General features: G+C 45.8%; 20 protein-coding genes and 1 pseudogene. 19 read left to right on the forward strand and 2 right to left on the reverse strand.

The genetic code is table 11. The features are described 5' to 3' along the window. Positions 1-77: 77 nt before the first annotated feature. From minD to BUA56_RS14115, 6 genes are all read left to right on the forward strand, one after another. Positions 78-866 (forward strand): septum site-determining protein MinD, encoded by a 789-nt coding sequence (minD, locus tag BUA56_RS14090; protein WP_072852824.1) that lies wholly within the window; start codon positions 78-80, stop codon positions 864-866. A gap of 18 nt (positions 867-884) precedes the next feature. Further along, positions 885-1145 carry a cell division topological specificity factor MinE gene (minE, locus tag BUA56_RS14095; RefSeq protein WP_072852826.1) on the forward strand — a complete coding sequence of 87 codons (261 nt, stop codon included), beginning with the start codon at positions 885-887 and terminating at the stop codon, positions 1143-1145. 17 nt (positions 1146-1162) lie between these two features. Beyond that, a complete protein-coding gene (locus BUA56_RS14100; protein WP_072852828.1) occupies positions 1163-2293 on the forward strand; it encodes an FtsW/RodA/SpoVE family cell cycle protein in 1131 nt (376 codons plus the stop codon). Beyond that, positions 2290-2685, forward strand: a complete 396-nt coding sequence (locus BUA56_RS14105; protein ID WP_072852830.1) for a methylglyoxal synthase — start codon at positions 2290-2292, stop codon at positions 2683-2685. The genes BUA56_RS14100 and BUA56_RS14105 overlap by 4 nt, the downstream gene beginning before the upstream one ends. Beyond that, positions 2669-3712 (forward strand): D-alanyl-D-alanine carboxypeptidase family protein, encoded by a 1044-nt coding sequence (locus tag BUA56_RS14110; RefSeq protein ID WP_072852832.1) that lies wholly within the window; start codon positions 2669-2671, stop codon positions 3710-3712. Before BUA56_RS14105 ends, BUA56_RS14110 begins: the two co-directional genes overlap by 17 nt. A 120-nt stretch (positions 3713-3832) precedes the next feature. Next, positions 3833-4261, forward strand: coding sequence for a twitching motility protein PilT (locus tag BUA56_RS14115; RefSeq protein ID WP_072852835.1), 429 nt, complete (start codon positions 3833-3835; stop codon positions 4259-4261). Between the two features lie 57 nt (positions 4262-4318). Here BUA56_RS14115 and BUA56_RS14120 read toward each other — a convergent pair whose 3' ends face one another. Continuing rightward, positions 4319-4531: a DUF378 domain-containing protein gene (locus BUA56_RS14120; RefSeq protein ID WP_072852837.1), complete on the reverse strand. Its 213-nt coding sequence runs from the start codon at positions 4529-4531 to the stop codon at positions 4319-4321. Positions 4532-4689: 158 nt separating this feature from the next. On the opposite strand from BUA56_RS14120, the gene BUA56_RS14125 reads away from it, so the two are divergent. The 8 genes from BUA56_RS14125 (at position 4690) to BUA56_RS14160 (ending at position 11518) form a co-directional block, all read left to right on the forward strand. After that, the gene (locus tag BUA56_RS14125; protein ID WP_084067954.1) at positions 4690-6072 is read left to right on the forward strand and encodes a biotin/lipoyl attachment domain-containing protein; all 1383 of its coding nucleotides are present in this window, start codon (positions 4690-4692) and stop codon (positions 6070-6072) included. Between the two features lie 11 nt (positions 6073-6083). After that, entirely contained in the window at positions 6084-6782 is a 699-nt protein-coding gene (locus tag BUA56_RS14130) for a YggS family pyridoxal phosphate-dependent enzyme (protein WP_072852840.1), read from the forward strand. Between the two features lie 18 nt (positions 6783-6800). Beyond that, on the forward strand, positions 6801-7403 hold the full coding sequence (locus BUA56_RS14135) for a cell division protein SepF (RefSeq protein WP_072852842.1): 603 nt from the start codon (positions 6801-6803) through the stop codon (positions 7401-7403). A 9-nt stretch (positions 7404-7412) separates the two neighbouring features. Beyond that, positions 7413-8213: a YlmH family RNA-binding protein gene (locus tag BUA56_RS14140; protein ID WP_072852844.1), complete on the forward strand. Its 801-nt coding sequence runs from the start codon at positions 7413-7415 to the stop codon at positions 8211-8213. Between the two features lie 11 nt (positions 8214-8224). Beyond that, on the forward strand, positions 8225-9316 hold the full coding sequence (gene aroB, locus BUA56_RS14145) for a 3-dehydroquinate synthase (protein WP_072852846.1): 1092 nt from the start codon (positions 8225-8227) through the stop codon (positions 9314-9316). Positions 9317-9332: 16 nt separating this feature from the next. After that, on the forward strand, positions 9333-9851 hold the full coding sequence (gene lspA, locus BUA56_RS14150; RefSeq protein WP_072852848.1) for a signal peptidase II: 519 nt from the start codon (positions 9333-9335) through the stop codon (positions 9849-9851). Positions 9852-9858: 7 nt separating this feature from the next. Beyond that, a complete protein-coding gene (locus tag BUA56_RS14155; RefSeq protein ID WP_072852850.1) occupies positions 9859-10773 on the forward strand; it encodes an RluA family pseudouridine synthase in 915 nt (304 codons plus the stop codon). 112 nt (positions 10774-10885) lie between these two features. Further along, positions 10886-11518, forward strand: coding sequence for a cytidylate kinase-like family protein (locus BUA56_RS14160; RefSeq protein WP_072852883.1), 633 nt, complete (start codon positions 10886-10888; stop codon positions 11516-11518). A 43-nt stretch (positions 11519-11561) separates the two neighbouring features. Here BUA56_RS14160 and BUA56_RS14165 read toward each other — a convergent pair whose 3' ends face one another. After that, on the reverse strand, positions 11562-12296 hold the full coding sequence (locus BUA56_RS14165) for a tRNA 2-thiocytidine biosynthesis TtcA family protein (RefSeq protein ID WP_072852852.1): 735 nt from the start codon (positions 12294-12296) through the stop codon (positions 11562-11564). Between the two features lie 162 nt (positions 12297-12458). Between BUA56_RS14165 and BUA56_RS14170 the strand changes: the two genes are divergently transcribed. The 5 genes and pseudogenes from BUA56_RS14170 to BUA56_RS23360 form a co-directional block, all read left to right on the forward strand. Beyond that, entirely contained in the window at positions 12459-13748 is a 1290-nt protein-coding gene (locus BUA56_RS14170) for an AI-2E family transporter (RefSeq protein ID WP_072852854.1), read from the forward strand. Between the two features lie 7 nt (positions 13749-13755). Then, on the forward strand, positions 13756-14205 hold the full coding sequence (gene dtd / locus BUA56_RS14175) for a D-aminoacyl-tRNA deacylase (protein ID WP_072852856.1): 450 nt from the start codon (positions 13756-13758) through the stop codon (positions 14203-14205). A gap of 17 nt (positions 14206-14222) precedes the next feature. Beyond that, complete coding sequence (locus BUA56_RS14180; protein ID WP_072852858.1) at positions 14223-16637, forward strand: peptidoglycan DD-metalloendopeptidase family protein; 2415 nt, start codon at positions 14223-14225, stop codon at positions 16635-16637. A gap of 41 nt (positions 16638-16678) precedes the next feature. Beyond that, the gene (locus BUA56_RS14185; RefSeq protein WP_072852860.1) at positions 16679-17137 is read left to right on the forward strand and encodes a MarR family winged helix-turn-helix transcriptional regulator; all 459 of its coding nucleotides are present in this window, start codon (positions 16679-16681) and stop codon (positions 17135-17137) included. A 102-nt stretch (positions 17138-17239) separates the two neighbouring features. Beyond that, positions 17240-17452, forward strand: a pseudogene (locus BUA56_RS23360) (IS1182 family transposase); the annotation flags it as partial.

Consider the following 17452-nt stretch of genomic DNA (forward strand, 5'->3'; position numbering starts at 1 on the left):
AATACGTTGGGAATTAAATTATTTTAAATGTACCATAAGATGACAGAAAAAGGGATAGTATAGTAGGAGGATGGTATATGAGTGAAATAATTGTCGTCACATCAGGCAAAGGAGGGGTCGGGAAAACCACTGTTGTTGCCAATATTGGCACCGGCCTTGCACAGTTGGATAAAAAGGTAGTTGTCGTGGATACAGACATCGGCCTGCGTAATCTGGATGTGGTTCTGGGACTGGAAAACCGTATTGTTTATAATCTTATCGATGTGATAGAGGGAAACTGCAGATTGAAGCAGGCTCTCATTAAAGATAAGCAGTACGGCAGCCTTTATCTGCTGCCTTCCGCCCAGACAAGAGATAAGACGGCAGTGACACCGGAACAGATGATAAAGCTGACCCAGGAGCTTTCCAAGGAATTTGATTATATCATACTGGACTGCCCCGCCGGCATCGAACAAGGCTTTAAGAATGCCATAGCGGGCGCTGACCGCGCCATTGTTGTGACAACGCCGGAGGTTTCTGCCATTCGGGACGCGGACAGAATTATAGGGCTTTTGGAGGCGAATGAGATGGAAGATATCCAGCTTATTATCAACCGCCTTCGTCCGGATATGATAAAGAGAGGGGAAATGATGTCCATAGATGACGTCACGGATATTCTGGCAGTGTCTCTTTTAGGGGCTGTGCCGGATGATGAGGAAGTGGTCATAGCCACCAATCAGGGAGAGCCGCTTTGCGGCAAGGAATCTTTGTCCGGTCAGGCGTTCTCTAATATCTGCAGGCGTATCCAGGGGGAGGAAGTGCCTCTTCTGGATTTTGAAGTGAAAAAGGGTGTATTCCGACGCCTGGGCAGTTTCTTTAAAAAGTAAATAAAGGAGGACATTTCATTGTTTCTATTATCAAGAAATAAGCGTTCCAGCGCCGTTGCTAAAGACAGGCTGAAGCTTTTACTGGTTTCAGAAAGAATTGACTGTACTCCACAAATGATGATAATGATAAAAAACGATATGATTCAGGCCGTCAGTAAATATTTCAATATAGATGATGAGAGAGTAGAGATTAAGTTTACCAGGAATCCCTCTGCCCTGTCGGCCCGGATTCCACTTTCTGCTCAGCAGAACGGGATGCGAAACAGGAAATTGATATAAAATACTAAGGTGACTACATGTTAAAACAATACAAATTAAAAGATTACAACTTCAGATTAGTTCTATGGCTGATTGCCATCAGCGGAGTGGGTATTCTCCTTGTGGGAAGTGCCCAGCATTCACTGCAGAGCCGCCAGGTAATGGGAGTGGCAATGGGGCTTGCCGTGATGCTGATTCTTTCCCTGATGGATTTTAGCTGGATCCTGAATTTTTACTGGATCATTTATTTCGGGAATATTATTATGCTTCTGGCCGTACGGCTTTTCGGCAGTTCCGCCGGAGGAGCAACCCGCTGGATTGACCTTGGATTCATCCGCTTTCAGCCCACGGAGCTCTCGAAGATTCTTTTAATTATGTTCTTTGCAAAATACTTTATGGAACACGAGGATGACTTGAATACGTTTCGGACGCTGGTGCAGTCATTAATACTTCTCGCTGTGCCCCTTGTCCTTATTCTTATTCAGCCTGACTTGAAAAATACAATTACGGTTGTTATACTTTTTTGTATTCTATTGTATATTGGAGGGCTAAGCTATAAGATAATCGGCGGTGCTCTGCTCATCACCATACCTCTGGCTGTTATTTTTCTGACCATTGTTGTACAGCCGGACCAAAAACTGCTCAAGGATTATCAAAGAGATCGTATTATGTCGTGGCTGTATCCTGAAAATGAAGAGTACGCAGATGATATTGCGCAGCAGGAAAACTCTAAGATTGCCATTGGATCCGGTCAGCTGACCGGGAAGGGCCTGGACAACAACGAGGTCTCCTCTGCCAACAAAGGAAATTTCGTTTCCCAGATACAGACAGACTTTATCTTTGCCGTAGCAGGGGAAGAACTGGGCTTTATCGGCTGCTGCTGCATTGTAGGACTGCTGCTGCTTATTATCTTTGAATGTGTATTCGTGGGACGAAGGGCCAAGGACCTGTCGGGTAAGCTGATTTGCTGCGGGGTGGGCTCCGTTATCGGCCTGCAGAGCTTTATCAATATCTGTGTGGCTACCGGCCTGATGCCCAACACCGGGACCCCTTTGCCGTTTGTAAGCTATGGACTGACTTCCATTGTCAGTCTGTATATTGGTATGGGCTTGGTTTTAAACGTAGGACTGCAAAAAAGTAAAACATATATAGGAGGTCAAATATCATGAATATAGGACTTATCGCGCATGATTCAAAGAAAAAACTGATGCAGAATTTCTGCATAGCTTACAGGGGCATTTTGAGCAGGCATACGCTGTATGCCACAGGCACTACCGGCCGTCTGATCGAAGAGGCATCCAATCTGCCGGTTCACAAATTTATCGCCGGACACCTGGGGGGAGAACAGCAGCTTGGCACGCTGATTGAGCAAAATCAGATGGATCTCATTATTTTCCTGAGAGACCCCGTGGCTCCGAAACGGCATGACCCGGATGTCAACCGTATTTTCCACCTTTGTGACACCCACAACATACCACTGGCCACCAATCTGGCTTCAGCGGAATTACTGATTAAGTCTTTGGACAGAGGAGAGTTAGACTGGCGTGAAATGTACAGATAAAAACAGAAAAAGATCCCGCAGGGAGCTGCGAAGGCGCAAAGTGCGCCGGACTATATTTTTAAGTCTTTTCCTGGTGATCGTGGTATTGGCCGGTGCGTTAAGTATCATGATGTTTCAAAAGGACAGAGCGCTGGATGAGGTACTCCCCTACAGCCTGCAGACAGAAGTATTCGGAAAATCCGGAGATGACACTGCACAGGTGGCTGAGGGAATGGCCTATAACCTATGTGTGGCATCGGGAGATATATCTTTGGAGGGAATCACGCCTCAAAACAGCGAGCGATCCGCTTTGCTGGATGTGGATGGAAAACAAGTGATGTTTTCCCAGTCCATGTTTGAGAAAACATATCCTGCCAGCATTACGAAGCTGATGACTGCCATACTGGCGCTGGAGCACGGCAATATGAATGATGTTGTTACCATTGAAGAGGAAGACGTCACACTGGAAGAAGGGGCACAGCTCTGCGGCTTTAGAGCAGGAGATAAGGTTTCTATGGATGAGCTGCTTCACGGGCTCCTTGTGTATTCCGGTAATGACGCGGCCATGGCCATTGCCCGTCAGGTAGGGGGCAGTGTGGACGCGTTTGTACAGATGATGAACGAGGAGGCTCTGCGTCTCGGGGCCACCGGAACGCATTTTGTAAACCCTCACGGACTCCACGATCCGGACCACTATACGACTGCGTATGATATTTACCTAATGCTCAATGAAGCGATTACCTACAAAGAATTCACCGCCATATCCCAGATGAGTTCCTATACCCTTACGTACCAAAAGGCCAACGGAGAGGAAGGGCGGATTACCCTAGAGGCCACCGATAAATATCTTACCGGAGAGATTTCAACTCCTAAGGATGTGACGATCCTGGGCGGCAAAACAGGAACCACCAGTCAGGCAGGTGCGTGTCTGGCCATTGTATCCCAGAATGCCTATGGAAAGCCATACATTTCCATCGTGCTGAATGCCAAAACGAAAACTATTTTATATGATCAGATGACTTCTCTGCTCCAGAAAATAAATTCGTAAATTTTCATAAAATTTCAGATTTGCCATTGTTTTTTTTGTTTAAATACACTATAATTGTACCTAACAGAACTAACATTTTGGCATAAATACATATTACGTAGGTTCAAGGAGGAAATTGCGATGGTTCAATTAATTGTAGGCAAAAAGGGAAAAGGAAAGACAAAAGAACTATTGGACAGGGTAAATAAAACGATCAAATCAGCCAACGGCAGCGTGGTATATCTGGACAAGAATGTAAAGCACATGTACGAGCTGAATAATAAAGTAAGGTTAATTGATGTATCTACCTTTCCACTTAAGAATCCTGATGAGTTTGTAGGTTTTATCTGCGGTATTATTTCACAGGATCACGATCTGGAGGAAATGTATCTGGACAGCTTTCTGAATATTTCAAAATTAGAACAGATGGAGGATGGTGACATCGCCGGTACAATCAGACAGATTGAAGCCATTGGCAAAGAGTTTTCTATTACGTTTACCCTGAGCGTTTCTAAAGATGCCGACGAACTGCCAGAAGATTTGAAGGATAAGATTATTGTATCATTATAATACACATAATAAAAAACAAAGGACTGCTGCAAAAACCTGCGACAGTCCTTTGTTTTTTTATTCCTGGCCCATATTGCCGATTCTGCCGAAGAGGCTGATTAAGTATAATCCGCAGAGTCCTACGACAGCATAAATAATCCTTGAAATCCAGGACATATTTCCAAATAAAAATGCAACCAGGTCAAAGCGGAAGAATCCGATTAACCCCCAGTTCACTGCACCGATAATTGCAATTACAAGTATTGTATAGTCGATTCCTTTTGAACGCATAATGACTACCTCCTTATTCTTTATCCTATATTTTTACCAGAAAAACACATTTCATACCATTTTTTTCTTTTGAAATTCCATGTTGTACTTAAAGTTGGAAAATGGTACAATGTTAACTGATGTAAAAGTATTGTACCAGACAGAAGGAGACTATCAATTTGTCAGTCAGAAATAAAATACTTGAAACACTGAAAAAGATTATTACAAGCGCAAAAAAGCTGCTTACGCTAAATATAGGCACTTTAATTTTCGGTGCACTTTTTATCTATATGCTGATCACGGTTCTTCTCTATGTCACCTCCACCCACGTCACCTCATACCAGGTGACAGCAGGTCCCCTGGCTAAGAATCAGACCTACACGGCACTGGCTCTTCGAACAGAGGAAGTGGTAACGGCAGACAGCCCCGGCTATGTCACCTACTATGCCAGAGAAGGAAGTAAAGTACGTAAGGCAGGCACAATATACTCTGTTGGAGATACTAAGACACAGTCTGCGGATATGGAGCTGAATGAGGAAGATCTGGAAAAAATCAGATCACAGCTTGCCAAATTTGCTAACAATTTCAGCTCAGATACTTTTCACGACGTATACAGCCTGAAATATGAGATTGAGGGAACTATTCTTCAGTCCGCAGGTATAGGGGCCTCGGGGGAGGATACGGGTTCTGTGTCCGCAACCTTTGGCACACAGACCATATACAATGCCCCTTATGACGGGGTAGTCCTGTACTCCACGGACGGGTACGAGAGCTTAACTCCTGAGGACGTGTCAGGGGACAGCTTCAGCCAGATGTCCTACCAGCAGAATCATCTGCTCTCAGATTCCCAGGTAAAGGCAGGGGAACCGGTGTACAAGCTGGTCACAGATGAAAACTGGACCCTTATGATTCCGCTGACCGACAAACAGGCCGCAGAGCTGGCAGACAGGACGGCCATTAAGGTCAAGTTTCTGAAGGACGGGGCCACTCAGGTGGGAAGCTTTTCCATAGTGGAAAAAAAAGACGGAAAATACGGACAAATCGATCTGAGCAACGGCATGGTGCGCTATGCCTCGGATCGCTTTCTAGAGATAGAGCTGGTAACCAACACAAAGACCGGGTTAAAAATACCCATGTCCTCTGTAGTCAGCAAGGAATTCTACCTCATTCCGGAGGAATTTAAAACCCAGGGGGACAACCAGCAGGAAGCGGGCTTCCTGGTCCGCAGAGAAGGAAAAGGCGGAAAGACTACCACAGAGTTTATCAGTACCACCCTCTATGAGCTAAAAGACGGCAGCTACTATGTAGAAACGTCTGATTTCAAAAAGGGGGATGTCATCGTAAAGCAGGATTCCAGCCAGAATTATGTCATTGGCGAGACTGCAGAACTGGAAGGTGTATACAGTATGAATAAAGGATACGCCGTCTTCCGCAAAATCTCTGTTCTGGATCAGAACGATGAGTACTGTATTGTAGATAAAGATACTTCCTATGGAATTGCCCAGTTTGATCATATTGTACTGAACGGCAATTCTGTGAAAGAAGAAGATATATTATATTAGGAGATGATACCATGGATGTAAAAGAGAACTATAAAGCAGTAGAAGAGAAAGTACAAAGGGCTTGCCAAAAAGCGGGCAGAGACAGGAGTGAGGTTACCCTTATAGCAGTCAGCAAGACAAAACCTGCAGGCCTTATCGAGGAACTGCTTCCCCTTGGCGTAAAAGATTTTGGTGAGAATAAGGTGCAGGAGCTGACATCTAAATACGAGGCGCTTCCCAAGGATCTGCACTGGCATTTGATTGGTCATCTCCAGAGAAATAAGGTGAAGTACATCATCGATAAAGCATGTCTCATTCACTCTGTGGATTCCCTCAGACTGGCCGAGACCATTCATCACGAGGCTGAGAAAAAAGGGCTGGTTATGCCGGTGCTTATTGAGGTAAACGTAGCCGGGGAAGAGAGCAAGTTCGGAGTTTCTGTTGAAGAGACACTTCCCCTTATACAGGAAGTGGCAAAACTGCAAAATATTGCCGTAAAAGGACTTATGACGATAGCGCCGTACGTTGAAGATCCAGAAGATAACAGGGAAATTTTCAGGAAATTAAAGAATTTAAGTGTTGACATCAAAGGGGAAAACATGAATAATGTTACTATGGATGTCCTGAGCATGGGTATGACAGGAGATTATGAGGTGGCGATTGAAGAAGGGGCTACCTTGGTCCGTGTAGGGACAGGCATCTTTGGTGAGCGTAATTACGCAGCAGTATAAAAGAATGGAGATTAAATAATGGGCGTTTTAGATAAGTTTTTAGATGCAATCAAATTAAATGATGATTACGACGATGATGAATTTTTTGATGATGCAGACGACTTCGAAGAGGAGAAGCCAAGAAAACGTTTCTTAAAGAAGCTGGAGGAAGAAGATGACGATGAGTTCTATGATGACCCGGCACCGGTAACCTCTTTTCATAAAGCCAAAAAAGCGGCCAAAGCAGAGAAAGCGGCAACTGCTGCTCCCAGCAGTGCAAGGCCTGCCAAGCAGCCTAAGGCAGCTTCATCTAAGGTTACGCCTATGCGTAATACTAAAAAAGTATCAAGTGCAATGGAGGTTTGTGTGATTAAGCCAACGTCAATGGAGGACACCAGGGAAATCGCGGATACTCTGCTGGCAGGATGTACCGTGGTATTAAATCTGGAGGGACTGGACGTGGAAGTGGCCCAGAGAATTATTGACTTTACTTCCGGATCCTGTTATGCCATCAACGGCAGTCTTCAGAAGGTATCCAGCTACATCTTTATTTTAACACCTGCTGATGTGGATATTACCGGCGATTTTCAGGAAATCTTAAGCGGTGCATTTGACTTTCCGTCAATCCGCACCGAGTTCTAAGGATAATCTATGGAAAAAGAAGAACAATTCATAAAGCGAATCCGGGAATTATGTCAGAATGCTTATCAGAGAGATGTTGTAACATTTTCTGATTTCCTGGATTTGAACGAACTACATATGGTAAATCATATTAACTACCGGGAACTGGGGGTAACTCTGAAGACCTGCGGTGGGTATGAATTAGCAGAGCGTCAGATGGCAGCATTCATCCCTGATGCTCTTTCTTATGTATTGCGTCCCTCTGAAGGGACAGTCCGGGGCATCTGCCTGGGGAATGGATGGGAATACCCAATGGACTGTCTTTGCATCCGGCCTCTTGCAAAGAGATACGCGGAACCGCTCACACACAGGGATTACCTGGGAGCAGCTGTCAATCTCGGCATCCAGAGAAGTAAGCTGGGTGACATTCTGGTGGATGAAAAGGAGGCTTATTTGTTCTGCCACAGATCACTTACGGAATTTATTTCCGGGGAACTGTGCAGAATCAGGAATACAGGTGTGACAGCCCGGAAGATTCCGGACCTGTCCGGCCTTCCGGAGAGAAAACGGGAAGAAATTACAGGTACTGTGGCATCTGTGCGTCTGGACGCAGTTCTGGCACTGGCTTTTCACACATCCAGAAGCCAGATGCTCCCCTTCATTGAAACCGGAAAAGTATTTGTAAATGGGAAAATGGTGGTTTCCAACGGCTATCAGCTAAAAGAAGAAGATATTATTTCCGTGCGGGGAATGGGGAAATTTCAGTATTCCCGGGTATTGAAGCAGACGAAAAAGAACAGGTACAGTATCTGCCTGTACCGATACAGATAGGAGACAAGAGCATGTATCAGGAATTAAAAGTACAGCGGAAGGGTGAATTTGCGTACTCTATTTACTTTGAGAAAAGCTTACAGAAGCTTCCGGAGAAGCTGCTGGCATTGGGGAAGAGTTTTCAGAAGATATGTATTGTAACAGACAGTAATGTTGCACCTTTGTATCTGGAGGAAACTGCCAAAGGGCTGAGAGACAGCGGCTTTGAGGTTACTGCCTATATCATCCCGGCAGGGGAAGAGAATAAGACGCTGGTTCAGATTCAGAAAATATATAAACATCTGATTGAAAATCACTATGACCGAAAAGATCTTCTGCTGGCGTTAGGCGGCGGTGTGGTGGGCGATATGACCGGTTATGCAGCAGCCACCTACTTAAGAGGAATAGCGTTTGTACAGGTTCCAACCACCCTTCTTGCTCAGGTAGACAGCAGCATCGGCGGGAAAACAGGAGTGGACTTCGATCAATATAAGAATATGGTGGGGGCATTCCATCAGCCGGTGATGGTGTATATGAATGTCTCTGCCCTTTTGAGTCTTTCCGAGGAGCAGTTCTCCTGCGGAATGGGTGAAATTTTAAAGCACGGCCTGATTCGGGATTACTCCTATTATGCCTGGACGGTATTTCACAGAGAAGAGATTTTAAAGAGAGTCCCTGAGGTCTTAACAGAGATGATTTACCGCAGCTGTGTCATTAAAAAAACAGTAGTGGAAAACGATCCTACGGAAAAAGGAGAGCGGGCTGTCTTGAATATGGGACATACCATAGGGCACGCCGTAGAAAAACTTAAGAACTTTTCCATCCTGCACGGCCAGTGTGTGGCCCTTGGAATGGTAGCATCCGCCTACCTGTCCTTTCAGAAGGGATACATTACAGTAGAAGAATTTGCAAAGATGCAAAAGGATTTAAGAGCTTTCGGCCTTCCGGTAAGAGTCGGCGGACTCTCCCCTGAGGAGGTGCTTTCCGCAACAAAATCCGATAAAAAAATGGAGCACGGCCGGATAAAGTTTATACTGATGGACAGGATGGGGCATGCTGTGATAGACACCTCGGTTACAGATAAGGAGCTTCTGGATGCGATTACCGTAATCGACGCTGTTTAGGAAAGGACAAATTGTTATGGAACATCAGAAAAAAATTAGAATACAGGCTATCTTGGCCGGGTTTGCTGCCCTTTTGCTTCTGGTGGGGCTGGATCAGTGGACCAAGGCCCTTGCAGTGGAGCATTTGGCCGGGCAGAGGGATATTGATCTGATTCCCGGTGTCCTCACGCTTCATTATCTGGAAAACCGTGGGGCTGCTTTTGGCATTCTTCAAAACCAGCAGTGGATCTTTGTACTGATCGCCGCAGTGTTTTTCCTGGCGGCCACAGCTGCATACTGGAAAATGCCCAAGACCAGACATTACCTGCCTATGCATATATTGGCCGTAACAGTTACTGCAGGAGCTGTGGGCAATGTACTGGATCGGGTACGTTTAAATTATGTGGTAGACTTCGTCTATATCTCACTGATCAATTTTCCGGTTTTTAATGTGGCAGATATCTATGTGACAGTCTCTGCCGTGCTGTTTTTCATCTATGTGATTTTTTATTACAAAGAAGAAGACTTTCAGTTTTTAAAGAAAAGGGAGCGGTAAACCGTCCATGGAAAAGTATAACTATAAAGTAGAGGAATTCGAGGCAGGAGAGCGGGTTGACAAATATCTTTCCCTTCTGCTTCCCGGGTATTCCCGGTCTTATATACAAAAAGTCATTAAGGAGGGCTGTGTTCTGGCAAATGAACAGCCTTTAAAAGCAAACTATAAAATCCAGCCCGAGGATACGATCACGATAGAGATACCAGACCAGAAGGAGCCTGACATTCAGCCGGAAAACATCCCGCTGTCGATTCTCTATGAAGACAGTGAACTTTTGGTTGTGGACAAGCCCAAAGGTATGGTAGTGCACCCCAGTGCAGGACATTACTCCCATACACTGGTGAATGCACTCCTTTTTCACTGTCAGGGTCAGCTGTCCGGGATTAACGGGGTTCTCCGTCCGGGTATCGTTCACAGAATCGATATGAATACAACGGGGGCTCTTGTGGTGTGCAAAACAGATCGTGCCCATCAAAGCCTGGCCATGCAGCTAAAGGACCACTCCATTACCAGAAGATACCGGGCCATTGTTCACGGCAACCTAAAGGAGGATGAGGGCACAGTAACCGGAGATATCGGCCGGCATCCCACCGAGAGAAAAAAAATGGCAGTTACCCAGAAAAACGGTAAGCCGGCAGTTACCCATTACCGGGTACTGGAGCGCTTTGGTTCGTTCACATACATCGAATGCCGGCTGGAGACCGGGCGCACCCATCAGATACGTGTGCATATGAGCAGCATACGCCATCCTCTTTTGGGAGATGATGTATATGGTCCTAAAAAATGCCCCTTTCCTGGTCTCCGGGGCCAGACACTGCACGCAATGATATTGGGCTTTCTGCACCCCGTTTCTTCTGAATATATGGAGTTTACAGCCCCTCTACCTGAATACTTTTCTGAAATTCTGGATAGATTGAGATAATGTATATACATTTTGCATAAAATGCGATATAATATATATAGATTACTAGTGTACTAACCTTGGAAAACTTGTCGGTACACGGAGGGAAATGACAGGAAAGGAGTGTGTGCTTATGGTAAACACAGTAATTACAATCGGGCGCCAGTATGGCAGCGGCGGAAGAGCAATCGGACAGCGGTTAGCAGAAGAGCTGGGCATTAAATATTATGACAGTGAACTGCTGGACAGAGCTTCCAAGGACAGCGGTTTATGCCAGGAATTGTTTCAGAATCATGATGAGAAACCTACAAACAGTTTTCTCTACTCTCTGGTAATGGATACATATTCCTTTGGCTATTCATCAGCCGCATTTACGGATATGCCCATTAACCATAAAGTCTTCCTCGCTCAGTTCGAGACGATTAAAAAGATTGCGGAAGAAGAATCCTGTGTCATGGTAGGCCGCTGCGCAGATTATGCACTGTCTGATTATCCGGGCTGCCTGAGTGTCTTTATCCATGCGGATCTGGATAAGAGAATCCGAAGAATTGCAAAAAAATATGAGCTCACGGATGCGGCTGCCAAAGATAAGATCCACAAGACAGACAAACAAAGATCCAGCTACTATAATTATTATACCAGCAAAAAATGGGGAGATGCCAATGGCTACCATATGTGTCTGGACAGCGGGGTCCTTGGAATGGAGGGCTGTGTGGAGTTAATCAAGAAAGCGATTGAAGTAAAAAACGCGCATCAGAAAAAGTAAAGCTAAGATGAAAGAAGAGACGGGATGATAACCGTCTCTTCTTTCATCTTATGCGGGGCATCCGTTGTGGCCAACCCTGTATATTGCCGTTTAAAACAGCGGTAAACATTCGTTCCTTTGCTCCCGGATGTTCCTTACTCAATGTCTTCACCAGTTCTTTGGCATATTGTCTTTTTGTATAGCCGTCCACCGGGCAGGGACTCTTTTCCACAGGCAGACGGTACTTATTCCAGAATCCGATGACATCCGCTTCATCCACAAACATCAGGGGACGGATGACCGTTAGATCCATGCGATCCAGATAAGTTCTGGGAGAGAAAGAATGAAATCTTCCCTCAAAAATCAACGACAGCAGCATTGTCTCAACAATATCATCTTTATGATGGGCATAAGCCACTTTGTTGCATCCCAGTTTTTTTGCAGCTTCATTCAATGCTCCTTTTCTCATCTTGGCGCAGAGAGAACAGGGGTTGCTCTCCTTTCTCTCATCGAATATAATTTGTGCAATCTGAGTGGGTACCACTGTATAAGGAACCTCAAGCTCTCTGCAGAGATTTGCCATAGGTTCTGTGGAGAACCCAGGGTGGCCCAAATCTACGGTGACTGCCTCTATCGTAAATGAATTGGGGTAAAAACGCCTCAGACCGTGGAGCGCATAGAGCATGGTCAGACTGTCCTTTCCCCCGGAAATTCCTACTGCAATTTTATCTCCCGGATCTATAAGCTGGTATTCATCCACTGCTTTTCTTGTATAACTCAATAATTGTTGTAATTTCATCTCTTTTCCTCCAATTAGCCATAAGTATTATATCTTACCCGACAGAAAAAAGAAATACATTTTTTACATTTTTGCAACACAAAGTCATAAATTTGTGATATACTTTTAGCGTCTGCGGGAAGTGTTTTTACTCCCGGGGATTATTATCAATTGGAGGCTGTTATGAAATTTCGTTGGGACAATAAATATCTTCATTGGGGAATTACCGCATTTCTTGTAATATGTGCAAGTTTGCTTTTTTATTTTGGAATCTTTCATATGAATACTCTGCTTCATGGGATTCATATTATCAAAAACATTATGATGCCTGTTATCTGCGGGGCCGTCATAGCCTATCTGTTAAGCCCTATTGTAAACTTTTTGGAGCACAAGTGCATCTTTGAACCCCTGGAAAGGAAAAAGATCAGCCTGAACAGGAGAAAGCAGAGAGTCATCCGCTATGTCTGTGTGTTTCTGGCTTTGATTTTTGCGGGGACCATTATTTATACCCTGATTGCTATGATTGTGCCGTCTATCATTGACAGTATTATTAATATCATCAATAACTCCCCCAGGTATATTCAAAATATTGAACACTGGATCGAAAGACTTCTGGAAGACAATCCGGATTTGGAGGCCACGGCATTTGATATGTTTACCCGCCTTTCCTCCAAGGCAGAGGTATGGCTGACCCAGGATCTTCTGCCCCAGCTGAAAGATCTGCTCCAGCAGCTATCTTCCGGGATTTTTGATGTGTTAATATTTCTGAAAAATATTTTAATCGGCGCTATTATCTCTGTCTATCTGATTGCGGACAAAGAGGGATTTATCGGCCAGGGGAAGATGTTTTTGTATTCCATATTACCTCTGGATAAGGCCAATCATATGATTTCTAATCTTCGTTTTGTGCATAAGACATTCGGAGGCTTTATCAGCGGGAAAATTATTGACTCTTTTATAATTGGAATCCTGTGTTATATCGGCACCAGCCTTATCGGCACCCCTTACGCTATCCTGGTAAGTGTGATTGTGGGAATCACCAATGTGATTCCTTTCTTCGGACCATATCTGGGAGCCGTGCCCTGTGCATTCCTGATTCTGCTGGTCAATCCTATGCAGTGTTTATATTTTATTATCTTTATTCTGATCCTGCAGCAGTTTGACGGAAATATCCTGGGTCCAAAGATTCTCGGAGAATCCACAGGTTTGTCCAGTTTTATGGTAATCGTTGCTATCCTGCTGTTTGGGGGCGTTTTCGGCATTCTGGGCATGTTTATCGGGGTACCTGTTATGGCAGTGATATACGCGGCATTTAAGTCCTGGAGGAGTAAAAAGCTCACCGAAAAGTCGCTTCCTCCGGATGAGGCATCTTACATGGAGATGGACTGTATCGATGAAGCTACCCTTCAGCCTGTTCCCTGTCCGGAAACGGCAAAAGGCAGGAGAGAGGAAAAAATGAAAGAGGAGAAATAACACAGCTATGAAATTAGTAATTCAACGGGTAAAAGAAGCTTCTGTGACGGTAGGCGATACCTGCATCGGCTGTATCGAACAGGGGTTTCTTGTATTTGCAGGCATCGGCAGGGAGGATACCCCTGCTGTTGCGGACCGGTTTATTAAGAAGATGACCGGGCTGCGCATTTTTGAGGATGAAAACGGTAAGACCAATCTATCCCTGAAGGATGTGGGCGGCCAGATACTTTTGGTCTCCCAGTTCACGCTCTATGCCAACTGTAAAAAAGGAAACCGTCCCAGCTTTACAGAGTGCGGGGAGCCAAAAGAGGCGAACAGACTCTATGAATATATGATCCAGAAGATCAGAGAAACAGGAATCCCTGTGCAGACAGGGGAATTTGGTGCAGAAATGAAGGTTTCACTCATCAATGACGGACCTTTTACGATACTGCTGGATGATAAGACCTTTGAGTAAAAGAAGGAGACAGAGAAATGAAGCGTAAGAAACTATTACTGTACGGACTGGTTGTCAGTCTTACTTTCTCAGCTATATCACCGGTTTACGGAGAGGTTCCAGGGAAAGCAGAAGAACAGACAGCGTCCGGGGAAGAGCCTTCGCTTTCGGAAGAAATATCCGGAGAGGAGGATAATGCAGCTGGGGACGGGGAATCCTCCCCCGCGCCTCATGATTCACAGGAAAAAGAAGCCTCTGAGGAAACCATCGGCGGAGAATTTCAGGCAGAATCCAAGACTGCTGCAGAGGCGCCGAAAGCCCCTCCCCAGGAGGTGGTACCTCCCGATGAGGATGCGCAGACAACCAAAAAAGGATGGGCAGAGGAAGATGGTATCTGGTACTTTTACCGGGAGGACGGGACCAAAGCCACCGGCTGGCTCACCGAAGGCAGTCTGCGGTATTATCTGCAGGAAGACGGGAGTCTGAGTCTTGGGCTTACAAAGATAGATCAAACACTTTATTATTTTGATCCCATAAAGGGACATCTGCGGACCGACAGCAGCAGCTGGCATATCTTTGAGGGGGAATGGTATTACCTTCAGTCCGGCGTTTCTGTGACAGACTGGAAATTTATTGGCAGCCACTGGTATTATTTCTACAGCGACGGAAAAATGGCTGTGGGAAAATTAGAACTGGGCGGTTCTCTCTATTTTTTTAACAAGGACGGGAGTATGGCCGTGGGATGGTTTCTGGATACAGACGGCAGCTGGTATTACCTGAATGCCAATGGGACTGCCAAAACGGGCTGGCTTCAGTTGGGCAAGACCTGGTATTACCTTAACAGCAGCGGTCAGATGGCTGTAGGCAAGGCAGTTGTAGGCAATACCACATACCTATTTAAAGACAATGGAGCCATGCTATCCGGAGGGTGGCATCTTTTCCAGGGAGTCTGGTATTATCTCCGGCCGGACGGCGGTGCCGCCACAGGCTGGCAGAAGATTGGAAATACCTGGTATTATCTTTCCGACAGGGGAGAGATGGCCACGGGCTGGGTTAAATCCGGCACTCACTGGTATTACCTAAAAGCGGACGGAAGTATGGCCACGGGCTGGCTTTTGGACGGGAAGTACTGGTATTATCTCAACGGCAGCGGGGCTATGCAGACCGGATGGTTCCGGCAGGGGAAAGCCTGGTATTATCTTAACGGCAGCGGTATGATGCAGACCGGCTGGGTTCAGGTTGGCAATACCTGGTACTATTTTAACAGCAGCGGACTAATGCAGACCGGCTGGCTGAAGCTTGGCAGCACCTGGTATTATCTCGACGGCAGCGGGGCTATGCAGACCGGCTGGCTGAAGCTTGGCAGTACCTGGTATTATTTAAACGGCAGCGGGGCCATGCAGACCGGATGGTTTCTGGACGGCAAGACCTGGTATTATTTAAACGGCAGCGGGGCTATGCAGACCGGATGGATTAAGTCAGGCGCTGACCTGTATTATCTTGACAGCAGCGGGGCTATGAAAACGGATTGGATAAAGCTTGAAGGGATCTGGTATTATCTGACTCCCAACGGATCCGCCCAGACCGGAAAAGCTGTAGTTTCCGGAAAGAATTATACGTTTAAAGAGAACGGAGCCATGGTGACAGGGTGGTATGCAGAGGATGGAACCTGGTATTATTACGACAGCGACGGGCAGATAGTGACGGGCTGGCTTCTTCTGGGCAAGACTTGGTATTATTTAAAAGAGGACGGAAAGATGGCCACCGGCTGGCTGAAGCTTGGCAGTACATGGTATTATTTAAACGGCAGCGGCGCTATGGCTACGGGCTGGCTGAAGCTTGGCAGTACCTGGTATTATTTAAACGGCAGCGGCGCTATGCAGACCGGATGGCAGACCATTGGAAAATATAAATATTACTTTTACGCCTCCGGTGCTATGGCTTCCGGGTGCTGGGTTGACGACTGCTACCTTACAAGCTCCGGCGCTATGGCTGTGAAACAGTGGATCGGAGATAAGTACGTGGGAGCAGACGGCCATTATGTATCCTCCGTTATGCTTTGGCCCTGCCCGGCGTACACAAGGGTGTCCAGTGATTTTGGGTACAGGGACAAGCCAACCAGCGGCGCAAGTTCATATCACCAGGGCGTCGATTTGGCTGCCCCTAAAAATTCACTGATTTTGGCTGCTGCAAGTGGAACGATCGTAAATGCTTCTTCTCACTATCAGATGGGAAATTATGTAGAAATTGATCACGGAAACGGATTACATACAATCTATATGCACATGGAGAGCCGGGCTTCCAGCGCGAAAAAAGGAACTAAGGTTTCAGCTGGTGACGTCATTGGATACGTAGGGCAGACGGGAGTGGCCACCGGGTATCATCTTCATTTTGGCGTCAGTGTAAACGGAACCTACGTTTCGCCATGGAATTATATTCCAGATCCCCGCTAATGGCTTGTATGTATGTCAGTCAGAGAAAGGAGGGCAGTCTGATGAACAGCATTGATTTGAGAAATGAAATATGGGACTATACCCGATCCATCACCGGATATATGGGAAAGCTTTTTAAGCCTATCATTGACGATACAGGGCTGACTATGATTCAGATCCGGATCCTTCTGGAACTCCATCATACGGAAGAGCAGACGGTGGGCACTATCGGCAAGACCATCGGACTGGCCAGCGGCAATGCCTCGTCCATGTGCAAACGGCTGGAAAAGGACGGATATATTGCCCGCTGCAGAGACACGCTGGATGAACGTGTGGTAAAGCTTACCCTGACGGCCTCCGGCATCCGCATGGTTCGGGAAATCGAGCAGGCTGTCTCTGAAAAGTATGACCCGTACATTCAGCAGCAGCCTCAGGAGGAACTGAGAGAAATTCGATGCGGTATGGAGAAATTGCTGCATCTGCTTCAGTGCCTGTGTGAATTAACACCGGAAGACGATTAATGTTTAAAAGAGGCTGTGAAAAAACAGTCCGAATAAAAAAAGAGGATTTTCAATACACTTTAGTGGTTGAAAATCCTCTTTTTGTGGTAAAATTTATCTGCTATGAAAAACAATACCACAACTTATTCTATACCAAAACAAGGCACTTTGCCAATGTTTATTTCAGATTTTCTTGATATTTGTGACCCTGTTTTAACTTTTGACAAATTCATGGAGGGAATTGATCTAACTAAGTATCTCGACAAACTGCCGGCGCGTGAGACCGGACGGGTCAGATATAATCCTGTCAACATGTTAAAAACAGTTCTTTTCGGG

The organism is Lactonifactor longoviformis DSM 17459, from assembly GCF_900129135.1.
Classification (GTDB): domain Bacteria; phylum Bacillota; class Clostridia; order Lachnospirales; family Lachnospiraceae; genus Lactonifactor; species Lactonifactor longoviformis.

Bases quoted from the DNA above. Each gene is read 5' to 3' on its own strand.
- BUA56_RS14130 (WP_072852840.1), top strand. From the start codon at position 6,084: ATGGATGTAAAAGAGAACTATAAAGCAGTAGAAGAGAAAGTACAAAGG.
- BUA56_RS14180 (WP_072852858.1), top strand. From the start codon at position 14,223: ATGAAGCGTAAGAAACTATTACTGTACGGACTGGTTGTCAGTCTTACT.
- dtd (WP_072852856.1), top strand. From the start codon at position 13,756: ATGAAATTAGTAATTCAACGGGTAAAAGAAGCTTCTGTGACGGTAGGC.
- BUA56_RS14170 (WP_072852854.1), top strand. From the start codon at position 12,459: ATGAAATTTCGTTGGGACAATAAATATCTTCATTGGGGAATTACCGCA.
- BUA56_RS14165 (WP_072852852.1), bottom strand. From the start codon at position 12,296: ATGAAATTACAACAATTATTGAGTTATACAAGAAAAGCAGTGGATGAA.
- BUA56_RS14185 (WP_072852860.1), top strand. From the start codon at position 16,679: ATGAACAGCATTGATTTGAGAAATGAAATATGGGACTATACCCGATCC.
- minD (WP_072852824.1), top strand. From the start codon at position 78: ATGAGTGAAATAATTGTCGTCACATCAGGCAAAGGAGGGGTCGGGAAA.
- aroB (WP_072852846.1), top strand. From the start codon at position 8,225: ATGTATCAGGAATTAAAAGTACAGCGGAAGGGTGAATTTGCGTACTCT.
- BUA56_RS14105 (WP_072852830.1), top strand. From the start codon at position 2,290: ATGAATATAGGACTTATCGCGCATGATTCAAAGAAAAAACTGATGCAG.
- BUA56_RS14115 (WP_072852835.1), top strand. From the start codon at position 3,833: ATGGTTCAATTAATTGTAGGCAAAAAGGGAAAAGGAAAGACAAAAGAA.
- BUA56_RS14135 (WP_072852842.1), top strand. From the start codon at position 6,801: ATGGGCGTTTTAGATAAGTTTTTAGATGCAATCAAATTAAATGATGAT.
- BUA56_RS14120 (WP_072852837.1), bottom strand. From the start codon at position 4,531: ATGCGTTCAAAAGGAATCGACTATACAATACTTGTAATTGCAATTATC.
- lspA (WP_072852848.1), top strand. From the start codon at position 9,333: ATGGAACATCAGAAAAAAATTAGAATACAGGCTATCTTGGCCGGGTTT.
- BUA56_RS14160 (WP_072852883.1), top strand. From the start codon at position 10,886: ATGGTAAACACAGTAATTACAATCGGGCGCCAGTATGGCAGCGGCGGA.
- BUA56_RS14155 (WP_072852850.1), top strand. From the start codon at position 9,859: ATGGAAAAGTATAACTATAAAGTAGAGGAATTCGAGGCAGGAGAGCGG.
- BUA56_RS14140 (WP_072852844.1), top strand. From the start codon at position 7,413: ATGGAAAAAGAAGAACAATTCATAAAGCGAATCCGGGAATTATGTCAG.
- BUA56_RS14100 (WP_072852828.1), top strand. From the start codon at position 1,163: ATGTTAAAACAATACAAATTAAAAGATTACAACTTCAGATTAGTTCTA.